This window comes from Roseibium sp. (assembly GCF_039982295.1).
Taxonomy (GTDB): Bacteria; Pseudomonadota; Alphaproteobacteria; order Rhizobiales; family Stappiaceae; genus Roseibium.
Genome location: NZ_JBDWYP010000093.1, coordinates 1 through 16,400 on the forward strand (window position 1 = coordinate 1; position 16,400 = coordinate 16,400).

Genomic DNA, 16,400 nt, shown 5'->3' on the forward strand with positions numbered 1-16,400 from the left:
CCCTTTCCAGATCCCCGAGGGGAAATAATTTAACGCGAATAGAATTCGACGACCAGGTTCGGTTCCATCTGCACCGGATACGGCACATCGGCGAAAGCCGGAACACGAGAGAAGGACGCGGTCATCTTGCTGTGATCGACGTCCAGGTAATCAGGAACGTCGCGTTCAGGAGACTGAACAGCTTCCAGAACCAGAGCAAGCTGCCTGGACTTTTCGCGGATTTCGACAACATCGCCCGGACGAACACGGTAGGACGGGATGTTCACCCGCTTGCCGTTGACCTTGACGTGGCCGTGGTTACAGAACTGACGAGCAGCAAAAACAGTCGGAACGAACTTCGCGCGATAGATGATCGCGTCGAGGCGGCGCTCCAGAAGGCCGATCAGGTTCTCGGACGTATCGCCGCGCAGACGGGACGCTTCATCGTAAACCTTGCGGAACTGCTTCTCGGAAATGTCGCCGTAGTAGCCCTTGAGCTTCTGCTTGGCGCGCAGCTGCACACCAAAGTCGGACATTTTGCCCTTGCGGCGCTGACCATGCTGGCCAGGACCATATTCACGCTTGTTGACCGGGCTCTTGGCACGGCCCCAAATGTTCTCGCCCATACGACGGTCGAGTTTATGCTTTACGCTGTGGCGCTTTGACATCGCGGTTTCCTTTGTATAACGCGTTGTTTTTCTTCAAGGAAACGCGCCCTCCTTTATCTTTCGGAAAACCGGAAGATCGACAGGGTTTCAACTAGACGGCGCCGGCTGAAAACCCACGGGTGCGTGATACCTGCAAAAGTCTCCTTCTGCAGATCGCGCGGTACTACCGAACACTGACGCGAATGTCAATTACCAGCAGGGAATGAGCGACAGGCACATAAAATAGCAATGACATAAAATTGCTCCTATAAATTGCAATACCGCATTGAACTTCGAAAATATGCGTCTTTTTCGCGCAACCCTGCCGTTTCTGGAATTGTTCCAAGGGATCAAAAATGCAACCAAAAGGACTTAATGCGTGAATCAATGCATTTATTAGGGAAAATTTAATTGTGATTTTTCACTATGAGAATCTAAATTCACGTTAAGTAATTTCTGGGACCGCATACCACTATCCCTTTAGACTGCTCGCGCCTGGATCCCATCCGGAGATCGTCAATGGAAACAACTCATCGGAAGATGGATGAGGTCGGTGAATATTATCTCGCCGGCGAAAACGAATATGTCACGCGGGTCCTCGACACCGTTCACTATGCCTTTCAGCCCATCGTCGACTTCGACACCGGCGTGGTCTATGGCCACGAGGCGTTGATCAGGAATGTTGATCCGTTGGGCTTTTCGAGCCCGGCAGACCTGCTCGACCATGCAGCGCAGCACAGCTACCTGGCTAACCTAGAGCCGCAGCTATTGATGATGGCGCTGGAGCACCACCGGAAATTTCAGAAGGCCTGCGGCTCCAGACTTTTTTTTAATCTTGATGGACGTGGTCTGGGGCTTGCCGAAGATCCCCGTATGGATCTCACCGCCACCGTCAGGGCCGGAGGCCACGACCCCAGCCAGATCTGCCTCGAACTGTCCGAAAGCCATCAGGACAACCAATCCGGTCTTTCGGACCATATTTTGAAGAACCTGCGACGCGACGGTTTCATGCTCGGGCTCGACCACTTCGGGCGAGGCTTTTCCGAACTGCGCCTGATTCATGACCTCGGACCGCAATACATCAAGATCGACCATTTTTTCCTGAAGGGCATCGACAAGGATCCAAGGCAGAAGCTCTTCGTGACCACTGTCGCAAACCTCGCCCATGTCCTTGGCGCCCGCGTGATTGCAGGCGGCGTGGAGACGGAAGACGAGTTCAAGGCCTGCAGGGATGCCGGATGTGACCTTGTTCAGGGCTACTATGTCGCCCGACCCTTCGCCGACAAATCCCAGACGCGCCTGTTCTACGAACACATTCGAACCGATGTGACGCAAGACAAAAAGACGGAGGAAGAGCGCAAGATCAAGGAAGGGATTCAGAAACTGCCTGCGGTCTCTTCAGACGCCTCCATCGGCGAACTCGTGGACCGTTTCATCGCGGATCAGAACCTCCGCCTTCTGCCGGTGCTCGACACAAACAGCGAGCCGCGCGGCCTGATTCACGAACGCGACCTGAAGGCCTATCTCTACGCCGCAGGCTTCGCCGATGAAGGCCACAAGCTCGCGCTCGACCTGCCGCTCCACAATTTCATTTGCCCCTGCCCGATCGCGGAAATCTACTCGGACATCGACACGCTGCTGGTGACCTTTGCCTCGTCGCTCAGCTCGGACGGCATCATCATCACCGAAGACTTCCGCTATGCCGGTTTCCTCTCCGCAACCTCTCTCCTGAAAATCCTGCAGGACAAGCGGCTGGAAGAGGCGCAGGATCAGAACCCGCTCACGGGTCTTCCCGGCAATGGTGCCATCCGCCGTTACATCGACAAGGCCGCCCATACCCGCTCCGCGGCGCGCCATTTTTGCTATTTCGACTTCGACAATTTCAAGCCCTTCAACGACACCTACGGCTACCCACAGGGAGACAGGGTGATCACCCTGTTCAGCGAGCTGTTGCAGCGGCACATCGGCGGCATCGGTACATTTTGCGGGCACATCGGCGGCGACGACTTCTTCGCAGGCGTCATGATCGGCGAACAAGAGGAAATCGCAGAGCGATTGCTGAAATTGAAACGCGCATTCAAGTCGGACGTCGAGAGTTTCTATGCACCGGAGCACCGCAAGCAGGGTTATATCCAGGCTTCAGACCGCTACGGCGCGGCACGAACCTTCGCGCTGATGGAGTGTTCGGTTTCAATGATCACCGTGGCATCGGACACCGGCCTTTCGGTCGACCGCATCAACACTGAAATCGCCAGTCTCAAAGGCGCGGCGAAACGCTCCGACAACGGCTTTGCCCTCAAGACCCTCACCGCCTGACCTCATCGCCTCCCTCTGCAGGCAGACCCGCCAGCTACAAGAATTCCGTCACTCAGACCAGAAGACCGAAACCCGCCATCAACTGACAGCTGGCAGCGCTGCATTCGCCTGACGTGAAGATCGCAGTGTCCGGCGTATCCCGGTCCCGCTCGCGAGCCACATCCGACACCACGCGGGCCAATTGCCGGGCGATCGCTTCAGCCGGATCGATCCAATCCACAGGCCAGGGCGCAATCTCCCGGAAGCGATTGACCAAAAAGGGATAATGCGTGCAAGCGAGCACCACGATGTCTGTACGTCTTGCACCGTCTTCCAGGAAACAGTCCTGAATTTCCGCAAGCAGAGCTGCGTCGTCAATGTCTTCGCCGCGCAGATGTTCTTCAGACATCCCCGCAAGCCTGTCCGAGCCAACCAGACGCACGTGACAGTCCCGCGCATGGGTGTCGATGAGGTCGCGGGTATAGGCCCGGCGCACCGTGCCGGGCGTGGCCAATACGGAGATCAGGCCGGATCGCGTTCGCCGTGCCGCCGGCTTGATTGCCGGAACAGTGCCGACAAAAACCGGGTCCGGGAACGCCTCCCTCAGCGCCTCGCCCGCCAGCGTGAACGCCGTGTTGCAGGCGATGACAATGGCCTTGGGATCATGAGCCTCGATCAAGGCCCCGACCAGACCGATCAACCGTGCGGTCAGCGGATCCTCGTCCCATGCACCATAGGGAAAGCCCGCGTCATCAACCACATAGACCAGTCTTTCGAATGGCAGCTTGAAGCGCACTTCGCGCAACACCGTCAGGCCGCCCACGCCGGAATCAAGGATCAGGATCGGGCGGCTGTCGCTCATGTCAGCTGTCGTCCCCGGCGGTTTCGTCGTCGCGGCTCTCGTCAGGCCGCGGCCGTGTGCGCCGTTTTTCAAGCGCCGCCACGACGCCGCGCATGGCCCGCACTTCCTGATCGGTCAGCTGCGCCTTCTGGAAAATATTGCGCAGGGTGCGCACCATATGCGGTCGCCGTTCGGGCGGACGGAAGAAGGTAACATTGTCCAGCGCGCTTTCGATGTGCTCGAAGAAACGCACCACATCTTCCTTGGCCGCCGGCGGATTTTCCTCTTCGCTCAGGCGGAACGGCAGCGCGCCCTGCGTGGCCGTCTTGCGCCATTCATAAGCGCAGACCAGAACGGCCTGGGCGATGTTGAGCGAGGCAAATTCCGGATCCACCGGCAGGGTCACGATCTCGTCGGCCAGCGCCACTTCGTCGTTGTTCAGCCCCCAGCGCTCGCGGCCAAACAGATAGCCGGTGCCGAGCGACGAAGCGCCAAGCTCCGTCAGTTTCACCGCCGCCTCATCCGGCCCGCGCACAGGCTTGGGCACTTCGCGCGAGCGCGCCGTGGTCGCAAAGACAAAGCTCAGATCCGCAATCGCGGCCTCGACACTGTCGAACACCTGCACCTTGTCGATGACATGATCAGCTCGGCTTGCCGCCGCCCGTGCCTTGTCGCTCGGCCAGCCGTCCCGCGGGTTGACGATGCGAAGGTCCGTCAGGCCGAAGTTGGCCATCGCTCGCGCCGCCGTGCCGATGTTCTCGCCAAGCTGCGGCTCACACAGGATGACGGCTGGTGGGCGCACATCCACCCTGCGCGCTTCATCGCGAATATTTGCATTTCTGGTCATGGCCAGCGATTTAGCCGATCATCCGATTTTTGGAAAGAGGCAGCACCAAAAGCCCAGCTCGCATGCCCTGTATTTCCGCTGAAAACAGCAACCGTCGCCCCACTCAAAAGAAGTGTGCGGATTAGGTCAGACGCAAACTCACCGACAAGATCTCCGCACCGCCAAACCCACGGCCGTCATCCCATGGCTTGACCATGGGATCCACGCCGTTCCCTCACCTCACGCACAGGCCTCCCGAGAAGACCCGCCACGGCATGGATTGCCGGATCAAGTCCGGCAATGACAGTGGAGGGGAAGGAGAACCGTCCGGAACCATCAAGAGCTGTGTGGGGAAGAGCCAAACGTCAACTCGCCAATAAAACACGCAACGCCACCACACCCTCAGCCGTCATCCCATGGCTCGACCATGGGATCCATGCCGTTCCCTCGCCTCACGCACAGGCCTCCCGAGAAGCGCCATCACGGCATGGATTGCCGGATCAAGTCCGGCAATGACGGCGGAGAACTGAAGCGAATGAAGAAAGCAAGGAAGGCTTCTGCGTTTCAGTACGTTTACAGACTCACCGGCATGGCCGGAGGTGGAAGGACATGGCTGCTTTATTTTGCGGAATCCAGATCAAACTGATCCACAATATGGGCCAGCCAGCGCCGCAGTTCTGGAAACCCTGCAGCGAACTGCAGGATTGCACCTGCGTGGTCTCTAAAAAGGAGTGCGAACTGCTGCACAGCGATCAGCTGCGGATCTCCGCCGACTTGTGCCAATGCAGCAACACCTCCAAACACGCCCAACGCGGGAACACCTTTGTGGATCAAAAAACGCCCGCAGCCCAACAGCAATGTACGGGTCAAGGCATAGGCAGAGTAAGCCACTCTTCCGGTCGGCCAACCGGCTTGGATAACAACGTCTTCGGTAAATTCAATGAACTCTCGCGTCTCGGCCTCGACAGTGTCGCGTAGGCGGCGAAAGGCCGACAGAATCTCCAGAACCGGTCGCCGAAGACTCTCTGACAGTTCGCCATTGCGGCGCATCCTGTCAGCACGCTCAGTGAGCAACCGCCCCAATTCAAATCCAAGGATGAAACCAGAGTGATCGGTCAAGAGAGATGCCAGTTTCCCAGCAATTTCCGGTTCCAGCGGCTCGCTTAGAGTTCGATCAATGTCCTGTTTCGAGTATGCTTCTGCAAGGCCATCAAGGTCGTTTCCTTCAGACCAAACGTTCGGAACCTCCAGCTGCACAAGAGGAACGTCCACCGATTTCAAATACGCTGTAACGACTTTGTCGAGCTCAGGATATTGGTTCTGGAGAGGCGTTAGCGATGCGTGCAAATCCCTCGCTTTTTTCCGAACAAGTTCATGCAGGCTGCGCTGCAACTCATCCGAACGCTCATCTGCCTTTGGAAGCTTCCCCGTGAGAACAAGCACGCCATCCTGCACATCAGCCCTTTGACCGGGTTCGCCCTTCGGCTCCTCGGGCGGCTCATACTCCTCAATCAGCTCCCTGATCCGCGCGTTGACGGCAGCTGGGCCTTCCTCCCAGAGCTCTTCCGGAAGGGTCACCCGCGCCACTTCCAGATCCGGATTGGCCGGGCGGCCCTGAAGCCGGTCGTCGTACCAGTCGGTCCAAACGTCCCAACCTTCGTCCCGTGCCAGCAAAGCTTCCCGCAGGCGGTTCCACGACCTCGCAATCTCGTGAGGTGTTCCCTGGTCATGCCAAAGCGGCGTGCCGGCGAGAGAGGCGACACTCCGGCCGGCCTTGATATGCAGTTGGTCGGAAAGGACGGCGGCTGTGGCGGCGGCCGCGAAGACGGCGAAGGCGGCGGCGGCGACGGTGTTGGCAGCGGCAGTCGCGTTGATGGCCTCCCTTGCGAAAGCGGAGTAAGCTGCGTAGGCGGCATCGGTAGCGGCGGCGTTGGTAGAAGCTCTAGCTGCGGCTCTGGCGGAGGCGGCGGCATTGGTCGCAGCATTTGATTTCAAAAGCGCTCTGCTCTGGGCCGGTCCATTGCTCGCGGCCCAGAGCAGAGCCGTAGCGCGAAAGGTCGGCAAAATAACAGCGGACTCAACATTCCTAGTCCGCTTGAGGGCACCGGATAGAAGCGGCAGAACCCGCAGTGCGGCCCGCGCGGCAATCACAACAGACACCTCACGTGGCTGGGTTTTCAGCCACGCTTCCACTTCATCGCGATTGAATTTTATGTCCGCCATATTGCCCCTTGATCCCAGAACAGACTGGCCGGAGCGATTTGAAATTGCAACGATAAGTGGTGCTTGTTCCGGTAAAAGATCTCCGCGTCGCCACACCCTCAGCCGTCATCCCATGGCTTGACCATGGGATCCACGCCGTTCCCTCGCCTCACGCACAGGCCTCCCGAGAAGCGCCGTCACGGCATGGATTGCCGGATCAAGTCCGGCAATGACGGTGGAGGGGAAGGAAAGGTCCATTGAGACCGACAGCCTGTTGCTAAAGCTGCTTGTAGAACACGGTCGTCGCGTCGAGGTCGCCATGGGGCGAGCGGGCATAGGCGGGGATGGTGCCGACGCGGGTGTAGCCGCATTTGGGGTAAAGCCCTTCGGCGACATCGCCGGTGACCGTGTCCAGAACCAGAAGCGTTCGATCCAGAGAGATCGCCAAGCCATCGAGAGCGGTGAGCAGCTGTTTCGCCAGGCCCTTGCGGCGGGCGTCCGGATGCACCAGGAGCTTGGCGACCTCCGCCCGGTGGCGGCCATTGTCCTGTCCCGCCAGCTCCAGCATCACCGTGCCGACAATGCGGCCTTCCAGCCGTGCGACGAGCAAGAACCGCTCTCCGCTTTCGATGCCTGGGAGCCGCGAGGCCCAGAAGGCTTCGGCCTGGTCCTGCGAAAACGGCAGGACGAAACCGACTCCGGCACCATCGGCGACGCAGGCGTGCAGAACCGCGCCAAGATCCGGCAATTCTGATTTGGCGTCCGAGGCCGTCAAAAGCGCCAGGGGAGTTTCGGGAACAAAAGACGTCATGGTGTCACCACGCAAAGGAGATAGCGCGCAGGATCGGGCCCGGGCGCATGATAACTGTTGGCACTGTTCAGCTTGAAACGCAGGCAGTCACCGGCGGACAAGCGGTGGATCACATCGCCGCCTGCGCCTTCCGCACTGCCGGCGAGTTTCACCTCGAGAGTGCCGCTTTGAAGCCAAAGATGATGTTCCAGATCCGGGATCGGCGTGTCCGCATAAGAGACCCTTGCGCCGGCAGGCAATTCGCCCAAGATCATCGCGCCCCGATAGCCGGGACGTGCAGGCGACAGGCTGCGGCGGTGGAAGCCTGTTTGCGGATCGGTCCAGAGCGTCTGGTCATCATGGACGACAAGATCCGCTCCCCGGTCTTCGGCCTGGGCAAAGAGAACCGCCATGGGCAAGTGGAACGCCTTGCACAGGCGGCCCAGGACGGCGGCGGTCGGGCTGGTTTCGCCGCGCTCGATCCGCGACAGGCTGGCCCGGCTGACGCCGGACTGTTCGGCCATCTCGTCCAGGGACCAGCCGCGCTGCTGCCGCAATCCGGTCAGCCGCGCGGCAAGCCGCATGTCGAGAGTGTTTGTTTCAATCTGCCCATTTCTCATATTGGGGAATTAATCCCATTTACGAGACAAGCACAAGTCCAAAATCCACTTACACTCTAGACTTACACTCTAGACATGGGAGAAGACCGCACTGGCATTGACCCCGCCAAAACCGAAGCCATTGGTCAGGATATGATCCACGGGCCGTTCGATGGCCTGTCCGGGAATCAGTTCAAAGCGCTCGATTGCCTCGTCCGGATGATCCAGATTGCGCGAAGGCGGCAGAAGGCCTGTCTCCAGCGCCTTGACGCAGGCGATGGCCTCTACAGCGCCAGCCGCGCCCAGAAGATGCCCGAACATGGACTTGCTGGACGAAACACCGAGATCCTTGCCCCGCCCTTCAAACAGCGTGGTCAGCGCGGCGATTTCGGCCGCATCGCCAACAGGCGTCGAGGTGGAGTGTGCGTTGACGTAACCGATGTCGTCGGGTGTCAGCCCGGCCATGGCCAGCGCCAGCTTCATCGCCCTGAGCCCGCCCTCGCCGTCCGGAGAGGAGGAGGTCACGTGGTAGGCATCCGCCGACGTGCCATAGCCGGAGACTTCTGCCAGGATCCGCGCCCCGCGCGCCTTGGCATGTGCCTCGGTTTCCAGCACGAGGATGCCGGCGCCCTCGCCCATCACGAAACCGTCGCGCGCCTGGTCGAACGGCCGCGAGGCATTCGCCGGATCATCGTTGAATTTGGTGGACATGGCACGCGCGGCGGAAAAGCCTGCAAGCGACACCGGATCGAGACAGGCTTCCGCGCCGCCGGCAACCATCACATCCGCCTCGCCATTGCGCAGGATCCGCACCGCATCGCCTATTGCCTGAAGGCTGGCGGCACAGGCCGTCACCGGCGCCCCGAGAGGACCGCGCAGCCCGTGCCGGATCGACACCTGCCCGCTTGCCAGATTGGCCAGGAAAGAGGGCACCAGGAACGGCGACACCCGGCGCGGCCCGCGTTCCGCCACATGCCGCGCCGCCGCCGTCATGGCCGGAAAGCCCCCAACGCCCGTGGCAATGATGGTGCCGGAGCGGATCTTGTCGTGATCGCTCTCAGGCGCCCACCCCGCCTGCGCCAGCGCTTCTTCGGCCGCTGCGATGGCAAAGTGGATGAAGCGGTCCATACGCTTCTGCTCGCGTGGCTCGATATAAAGATCCGGATCAAAACCGGCCGGATCCTCGCTCTTGTCCGGCACTTCACCCGCCACCTTGCAGGCAAGCTGCTCCGCATCAAACCGGGTGATCGCACGAATTCCGTTCCGCCCCTCGCTCAGGCGCTCCCAGAACGTCTCCACGCCAACGCCCAAGGGCGACACCACGCCCATTCCCGTCACGACAATCTTGTTCACCGGAAAACTCCTTGTGTATATACACGATATTAGACGGAAACACCTGCTTCCTGCCCGTTTTTGCGTCTTAACTCACGTTCAAGCCACTTTTTCAGGCCTCAGCCTGATCGACCTCTGCGAGACGCTGCAGCACGCGCACCGTCTCCAGGAATTCGGCCTGCCCAAGCTCTTGCGCCAACTCTGCCTGGGCTTTGCGCCAGATCGGCAGGCAAGTGTCCACCAGCGCATCCCCGCGCTCGGTCAGCACGTGGCACCGGCCATTGCCTTTTTCAAGCCGCTCGCCCCGGATCAGCCCCTGCTTTTCCAGAAGCGCCAGATTGCGCACGAGCGTTGTTCGCTCCATGCCGAGCCCATCGGCAAGTTCGCTTGTTGTCTTGCCCGCGCCGTTGATCACCGCCCCCATGACCGAAAACTGGACTGCGGTCAGGCCATAAGGCCGTGCCAGCCGGTCATATCGACGCGATACGGCACGCGCAGCCCGGCGGGCGTTCATCAACATGCAAAGCGTAAAATCATCCGTCATGTTTCCTGATAGATGTGTAGATACACGAAAGTCAATATGCGCGGTCGTTCAAATGCCATCGATCGGGTGCTATCGCATAAGTCGCAACCACGTTATCGTGACACCTGATACAGACATCGGGGAGGCCAACATGGCAGGCGACACACAGCAGACGGCCCAGTCCGTCCTGGACAAGATCGAAGACAATTGGATTTGGTTCCTGGCGCTCGGGATCGCTCTCCTGATCGGCGGGATGATCCTGATTGCAGCGCCTCACGCTTCATCCGTGGCAGTGACGCTGTTGATCGCGGCGGTGCTCGTTGTCGGCGGCGCGCTGCAGATCTACCAGGCCTTCAAGAGCAAGGATGGCAACCGCTACCTCTGGAGCCTGATCACCGGCATCATCGCCGTCATCGGCGGCATCGTCATTTACGCGAACCCGCTGGCCGGCACCTTTGCGCTGACCCTAGTCATCGCCGCAGTCTTCATTGCGCAAGGCATCAGCCAGCTGCTCTTCGCCTACCGCCTGCGCCCGAACCAGGGCTGGGGCTGGATTGGCTTTGCGGGCCTGATGTCGCTTCTCGCCGGCCTCATGATCTGGCTGGAACTGCCCTCTTCCGCGGCCTGGGCGCTCGGGCTTGTTGCCGGCATTTCGGTAATCTTCAACGGCTGGAGCTACATCGCGGTGGCCCTGGCCGCCAAGTCGATGAAATCGAATTAGGCAAACCGCCGTTTGCCTGCCCGCAGATGAGGCTGTCTGCGGGCAGACGTTTTGTGTATGATCGCGCTCTGATGTTTCACCGTTAGCGCTCGCTGGAGCGTTCCAAGAGGCTTTGCCGCAATGACATCCGTTGTTGGTCGCAATCACGGATTGCCCCATGCCAAGGCCCAATGGTGGTGGCCGCCTCCCCGTTTCATGTAACCGCCCGGCCTGCTGGCCGGATCCCTATGACATGAAACTGGATATTCCTGATGATGACTGCAACCTTGCACGGCAACGCCCGTGCGATCGACATTGCGTGGCCGGACGGCAGCGCAACGACCTTCCCTGCCATCTTCCTGCGCGACAGCTGCCCGAGCGGTTTCCACCCGCAAACCCTCGAGCGGCAATTCGACCTGACCAGCGTTCCCCTCGACATCGAGATCGGCGAAGCCAGCGTCGACGACGGCAACCTCGTCCTACGCTGGAAGTCCGAGGATCACACCAGCCGCTTTGATGCCAACTGGCTCGCCGCCAACAAGCCGGGCAAACCCTTGTCTGATCCTGCCGATGTCACGCCGACCCTGTGGCGCGGCGACCTGACCAAGGCCGAGCTTCCACGCGCCAGCGCTTCGGATCTTCTGTCGGATGACGCCGCGCTTCTGGGCTTCCTCGTCGCAACCAAACGCACGGGTCTCGCCATCGTCGATGGCATGGCCGACGACGTCGACGCCGGCATGACCGTTGCCCGCCGGATCGGCTTCCTGCGCGAGACCAACTTCGGCGTCACCTTTGAGGTTCAGTCCAAGCCGAACCCCAACAACCTGGCCTATACGTCCCATGCCCTGCCGCTGCACACGGACCTGCCAAACCAGGAACTGGCGCCGGGCTTCCAGTTTCTGCACTGCCTTGCCAATGAGGCCGAAGGCGGCGGATCGACCTTCTGTGACGGCTTTGCCATTGCCGAAGATCTCAAGGCCAGCGACCCGGAAGCCTTCAGGCTCCTGAACACCATCCCGATCCCCTTCCGGTTCCAGGATCAGGACTACGACCTGCGCAGCCGTCACCTGACCATCGAGACAAATCATCTCGGCCAGGTCCGCGAGCTCAGGTTCAATGCGCATATCGCCGCGACCCTGGATCTCGAGGCAGACGTCATGGCGGCCTATTACGCCGCCTACCGCAAGCTGATGCAGATGACCCGCTCCGATGACTACGTCATGACCACCCGGCTGGAGGGCGGCGAGATGGTGATCTTCGACAACCGCAGGGCCCTTCATGGCCGTGCCGCTTTCGATCCATCCACAGGCTTCCGCCACCTGCGCGGCTGCTACGTGGACCGCGGCGAATTCGACAGCCGCATTCGGGTTCTCTCGCGCTAGGCGGGACAACGGCAGCGCCTGGGCTCTTCCACCCAGACGCGAAAATCAATGCTGGCGGGCCATGACCTCGCTCCTTCTGTTGGCGATTGCAGCCAGCTTTGATAGGGTCCGCCAGCATTCACCGGTTACCCCTCAATGAAGGGGCTGGAAATTGATTGCGTACAATTGTATACACCGCCGGAAGCCCGAACCGTGGAGGACGGTCGAACGCTTGCGCGCATTGCCTGCCGCAACGTCTGAGCGCCCTTCCGACGATTGATCAAGCCTTAGGAAGCTCAAAGACATGGCCGACATCATCTACACCAAGGTCGACGAAGCGCCGGAACTCGCAAGCGCCTCGTTCCTGCCGATCATCCGCGCCTTCACCAAGGAAGCCGGTATCTCCATCGGCACGAAAGACATCTCCCTGGCCGGCCGCATTCTGGCGAATTTCTCCCAGTATCTGACCGAAAGCCAGAAGCAGTCCGACGACCTGGCCGAACTTGGTCAGCTGGTGAAAGAACCGCAAGCCAATGTCATCAAGCTGCCGAACATTTCCGCTTCGCAGCCGCAGCTGAATGCGGCCATCAAGGAATTGCAGGCCCAGGGCTACAAGATCCCGTCCTACCCGGAGAGCCCGGCGACCGATGAGGAAAAGGCGATCAAGGCAAGCTACGACGCCATCAAGGGGTCTGCCGTGAACCCGGTTCTGCGCGAAGGCAATTCCGACCGCCGCGCACCCAAGGCCGTCAAGGAATACGCCAAGAAAAACCCGCATTCGATGGGCGAATGGGTGTCTTCTTCCAAGACCCACGTCTCCACCATGGGACAGAACGACTTCGCATCCAACGAGAAGTCGGTGACGCTCGCGGCAGCCTCCGCAGGCACTGCCAAGATCGAGTTTGTTGCCAAGGACGGCGCCGTCACGGTTCTCAAGAACGACTATCCGTTGGACGAAGGTGATGTTGTCGACGCCACCTTCATGAGCATGAAGGCCCTGCGCACCTTCCTGGAAGCCGAAATTGCCGATGCAAAAGCCAAGGGTGTGCTGTTCTCCGTCCACCTCAAGGCCACGATGATGAAGGTCTCCGACCCGATCATCTTTGGTCAGGTTGTTTCCGTCTTCCTCAAGGACTTCTTTGCCAAGCACGGCAATGCCCTGGAAGCGATTGGTGTGAATCCGGATCTCGGCATTGCCGATCTGGAAGCGAAAATCGCCACACTACCGGCTGAAAAGGCTGGCGAGATCGAAGCCGATCTCAAGGCGGCCCTGGACAACGGCCCGGCCATGTACATGGTCAACTCGGACAAGGGTCTGACCAACCTCCACGTTTCTTCCGACGTCATCATTGATGCCTCCATGCCTGCTCTCATCCGCGCAGGCGGCAAGGGCTGGGGTCCGGACGGCAAGGAAGCCGACACCAAATGCGTCATTCCGGACAGCTCCTACGCGGGTGTCTATGACGCGGTCGTCGAATTCTGCAAGAAAAACGGCGCACTCGACCCATCCAAGATGGGCACCGTCCCCAACGTTGGCCTGATGGCTCAAAAGGCCGAGGAATACGGTTCCCATCCCCAGACATTCAAGGCACCTGCTGACGGCACCATGCGCCTCGTCGATGCAGCCGGCACGACCTTGATCGAACATGAAGTCGAAGGCGGCGACATCTGGCGCGCCTGCCGCACCAAGGACGCTCCGATCCGCGACTGGGTCAAGCTCGGCGTCACACGCGCACGTCTTTCCGGCATGCCCGGCGTTTTCTGGCTCAACGAAAACCGTGCCCATGACGCGGAGCTGATCAAGAAGGTCAACGCCTATCTGCCAGAGCATGATACATCCGGTCTCGACCTGAAGATCATGGCTCCGACGGAGGCGGCCCGCTACACCACGGAGCGAATCGCCCGCGGCGAAGATACGATCTCCATCACCGGCAACGTGCTGCGCGATTATCTCACCGATCTCTACCCGATCCTGGAAGTCGGCACCTCGGCGAAGATGCTCTCCATCGTGCCGCTGATGAACGGCGGTGGCCTGTTCGAAACCGGCGCCGGCGGCTCTGCTCCAAAGCATGTCCAGCAGCTTCAGGAAGAGAATTACCTGCGCTGGGATTCTCTGGGTGAGTTCTGCGCGCTGGGCGCTTCCCTCGAACATCTCAGCCAGGCCCGTGACAACGCCAAGGCTGCCGTCCTGGCCGAAACGCTGGATCTGGCAACCGAAAAGCTTCTGGATGAAGGCAAGTCCCCGAGCCGCCGCGTCGGTGGTCTCGATAACCGCGGCAGTCATTTCTACATCGCGCTTTACTGGGCGCAAGGACTGGCGGCCCAGGACAAGGACGCGGAGCTGAAGGCGCATTTCACACCGATCGCCGAAGCACTGACGGCCAACGAAGACAAGATCGTTGGTGAACTCAACGCCGTCCAGGGCAGCCCGGCCGACACCGGCGGCTATTACCATGCCCCGGCAGACAAGGTCGCGACCGTCATGCGCCCAAGCGCAACGCTGAACGCCATCATCGGCTAAGGCATTCTTGACGTCGAAATCTGAAAAGGGCGGTCTTCGGACCGCCCTTTTTTGTTTGTGCTTCGAACGAAAGGCTCCCCTGCCCTACAGTCCCTTTACAACGCCTTTTCAAAGAAGAAGTCCGGATAAGGATCCTCGTTGAACCGGTCGATCTCGGTCCAGCCAGACGTTTGGTAGAGTTTAACAGCCTCGGGCAGCCTGGAGTTCGTATCCAGGCGCAGAAGCGTGATGCCAAGTTCGCGCGCGCGCGTCTCGACTTCCGCCATAAGCCGTTTTGCCATGCCGAGCCCGCGCGCAGCCGGTGATACCCAAAGGCGCTTGATTTCCGCATAGCCCTTGTCCGTGCCTTTCAAGCCGGCACAGCCAATCGGCAGCCTATCCGACAGACACAGGATAAAGCCACCGCGGGGCGCGAGCATATCTTTGACCTCGGGGTCTGCCGAGAGCGTCACGTCAAAACCGAGGTCAAGCCGACGGTTCAATTCCGCATAATATTCTTCCAGGCAGTAGACACATTCAGGATCACGTGGATCGCGATCCTCAAACTGCCACCTCTGCCGGCCAAGCGCGGAAGCGATCAGGTCCATCGCTTCGAGCAGCGCCCTGGGGTTCGAGTGACCTGCAAGGAGACCTGCCGCCCGTTCATCTGACAGCCGCTCATACTCGGAAAACGCGGCCCTGCCAGCATCAGTCAGCCTCACCTGCCGCTTGCGGCCGTCCTGTTTGTCAGAAGACACGTCAATCAGCCCCTCCTCCTCCAGGGATCGAAGCAGGCGGCTCATCAATCCTGAATCAAGGCCCAGATAGCTGCGCACGTCGGCAACATCGCAGCGCCCCTGGCCAATGGCATTGAGCACCCGAGCAGCGCCAAGTGGTCGGCCAAGTCCGAGAAAAGAAGTGTCGAGCGCGCCGACCTCAGAGGTCACGGCACGGCTGAAACGGCGGAAGCGGGAAATATCGGTCAACATATTATCTGACTTAAGTCAGGTATATATCTTCTGTCAATAGCGCTGCCGCAGACGGCCCGACGCGCCGTGCAACTCCTCTTTGCTTTCCCTGCGCAGGCAGGGATCCAGTAAACGCCGAGGGTGCTGCATGAGTCATTAGGTCCCGGCTTAAAGGATCCCGGATCTTCGCTCCGCTTGTCCGGGAAGGCATGGAGACAGAGGCAATGCCGAACCACACTCGCTTGCGTCTTCGTTGGGCTTGTCCCGAGGATCCACTCTTTCTGTATCTTTGGCGAACCTTCCTGGATTGCCGGGACAAGCCCGACAATGACGACGGAGAGTGTGTTTTCAGCTGCAAGGTCTCGCTTCAATCCGGGACGTCATCCCCGCCTTGTGCGGGGATCCATTGGTGCCCGAAACGCTGAAACCAAAGCGGAGAGAACGCGACGATTTTCCAGCACCAAGCCGTTCGGCCAGCACAAAACTCGCCGCAGGATATCTCCCCGGCGTTTGGGCTGGTCTCGGTCTCCCGTCAAAACGGGATGGCAGGCGCTCCGGACTTGCCGGGAGCGGTTGGGAAATTGGGATGTGCAAGGCCGTCACGCCTGCCCAAGTTCCGTGTCCCAAATGACTGAACGTGCGCCTTTCTCTTTTCTGCGCGCCGGAAGTAGAGCGTCCTCCGGTTTGCCAGATACGAGACGCGCCCGAGACAAGCGGCGTCACTCCCCGCCGCAAACCCAGGCTGCCAGTCACCGGACGAAGGCACGGTCCGTTACACCAGCCCGCATCCTCGAAACCCGGTCCCCACCACCGCGAACGGACGGTCCATCAGCGGCC

The 16,400-nt window shown here is 60.1% G+C and carries 13 protein-coding genes; 4 read left to right on the top strand and 9 right to left on the bottom strand.

Going from position 1 to position 16,400, the window contains the following annotated elements:
* Nucleotides 1-29: 29 nt before the first annotated feature.
* Nucleotides 30-647, bottom strand: coding sequence for a 30S ribosomal protein S4 (gene rpsD, locus ABJZ52_RS22435; protein WP_153768462.1), 618 nt, complete (start codon nucleotides 645-647; stop codon nucleotides 30-32).
* Between the two features lie 498 nt (nucleotides 648-1,145).
* Here rpsD and ABJZ52_RS22440 point away from each other — a divergent pair, with 498 nt between their 5' ends.
* A complete protein-coding gene (locus ABJZ52_RS22440) occupies nucleotides 1,146-2,942 on the top strand; it encodes a bifunctional diguanylate cyclase/phosphodiesterase (RefSeq protein ID WP_348186313.1) in 1,797 nt (598 codons plus the stop codon).
* A gap of 52 nt (nucleotides 2,943-2,994) precedes the next feature.
* On the opposite strand, the gene murI is transcribed toward ABJZ52_RS22440, so the two are convergent.
* The 7 genes from murI to ABJZ52_RS22475 all read right to left on the bottom strand — a co-directional run bounded on the left by murI (nucleotide 2,995) and on the right by ABJZ52_RS22475 (nucleotide 10,055).
* On the bottom strand, nucleotides 2,995-3,783 hold the full coding sequence (murI, locus tag ABJZ52_RS22445; protein ID WP_348186315.1) for a glutamate racemase: 789 nt from the start codon (nucleotides 3,781-3,783) through the stop codon (nucleotides 2,995-2,997).
* Between the two features lies 1 nt (nucleotide 3,784).
* Entirely contained in the window at nucleotides 3,785-4,609 is an 825-nt protein-coding gene (locus ABJZ52_RS22450) for an RNA methyltransferase (protein WP_348186317.1), read from the bottom strand.
* A 597-nt stretch (nucleotides 4,610-5,206) separates the two neighbouring features.
* Entirely contained in the window at nucleotides 5,207-6,811 is a 1,605-nt protein-coding gene (locus ABJZ52_RS22455) for a hypothetical protein (protein ID WP_348186319.1), read from the bottom strand.
* Between the two features lie 256 nt (nucleotides 6,812-7,067).
* Nucleotides 7,068-7,601, bottom strand: coding sequence for a GNAT family N-acetyltransferase (locus ABJZ52_RS22460; RefSeq protein WP_348186321.1), 534 nt, complete (start codon nucleotides 7,599-7,601; stop codon nucleotides 7,068-7,070).
* The gene (locus ABJZ52_RS22465) at nucleotides 7,598-8,200 is read right to left on the bottom strand and encodes an XRE family transcriptional regulator (protein WP_348186323.1); all 603 of its coding nucleotides are present in this window, start codon (nucleotides 8,198-8,200) and stop codon (nucleotides 7,598-7,600) included. Before ABJZ52_RS22465 ends, ABJZ52_RS22460 begins: the two co-directional genes overlap by 4 nt.
* Before the next feature lie 69 nt (nucleotides 8,201-8,269).
* Nucleotides 8,270-9,532 carry a beta-ketoacyl-ACP synthase II gene (gene fabF, locus ABJZ52_RS22470; protein WP_348186325.1) on the bottom strand — a complete coding sequence of 421 codons (1,263 nt, stop codon included), beginning with the start codon at nucleotides 9,530-9,532 and terminating at the stop codon, nucleotides 8,270-8,272.
* Between the two features lie 91 nt (nucleotides 9,533-9,623).
* Nucleotides 9,624-10,055, bottom strand: coding sequence for a MarR family winged helix-turn-helix transcriptional regulator (locus tag ABJZ52_RS22475; protein WP_348186327.1), 432 nt, complete (start codon nucleotides 10,053-10,055; stop codon nucleotides 9,624-9,626).
* Between the two features lie 130 nt (nucleotides 10,056-10,185).
* Between ABJZ52_RS22475 and ABJZ52_RS22480 the strand changes: the two genes are divergently transcribed.
* From ABJZ52_RS22480 to ABJZ52_RS22490, 3 genes are all read left to right on the top strand, one after another.
* Nucleotides 10,186-10,755 carry an HdeD family acid-resistance protein gene (locus ABJZ52_RS22480; RefSeq protein ID WP_192108946.1) on the top strand — a complete coding sequence of 190 codons (570 nt, stop codon included), beginning with the start codon at nucleotides 10,186-10,188 and terminating at the stop codon, nucleotides 10,753-10,755.
* Nucleotides 10,756-11,006: 251 nt separating this feature from the next.
* Complete coding sequence (locus tag ABJZ52_RS22485; protein WP_348186329.1) at nucleotides 11,007-12,116, top strand: TauD/TfdA family dioxygenase; 1,110 nt, start codon at nucleotides 11,007-11,009, stop codon at nucleotides 12,114-12,116.
* Between the two features lie 283 nt (nucleotides 12,117-12,399).
* Nucleotides 12,400-14,616 carry an NADP-dependent isocitrate dehydrogenase gene (locus ABJZ52_RS22490; protein WP_348186331.1) on the top strand — a complete coding sequence of 739 codons (2,217 nt, stop codon included), beginning with the start codon at nucleotides 12,400-12,402 and terminating at the stop codon, nucleotides 14,614-14,616.
* A 95-nt stretch (nucleotides 14,617-14,711) separates the two neighbouring features.
* Here the strand turns inward: ABJZ52_RS22490 and ABJZ52_RS22495 are convergent, their stop codons facing one another.
* Nucleotides 14,712-15,584: a bifunctional helix-turn-helix transcriptional regulator/GNAT family N-acetyltransferase gene (locus ABJZ52_RS22495; RefSeq protein WP_348186333.1), complete on the bottom strand. Its 873-nt coding sequence runs from the start codon at nucleotides 15,582-15,584 to the stop codon at nucleotides 14,712-14,714.
* Nucleotides 15,585-16,400: the final 816 nt, after the last annotated feature.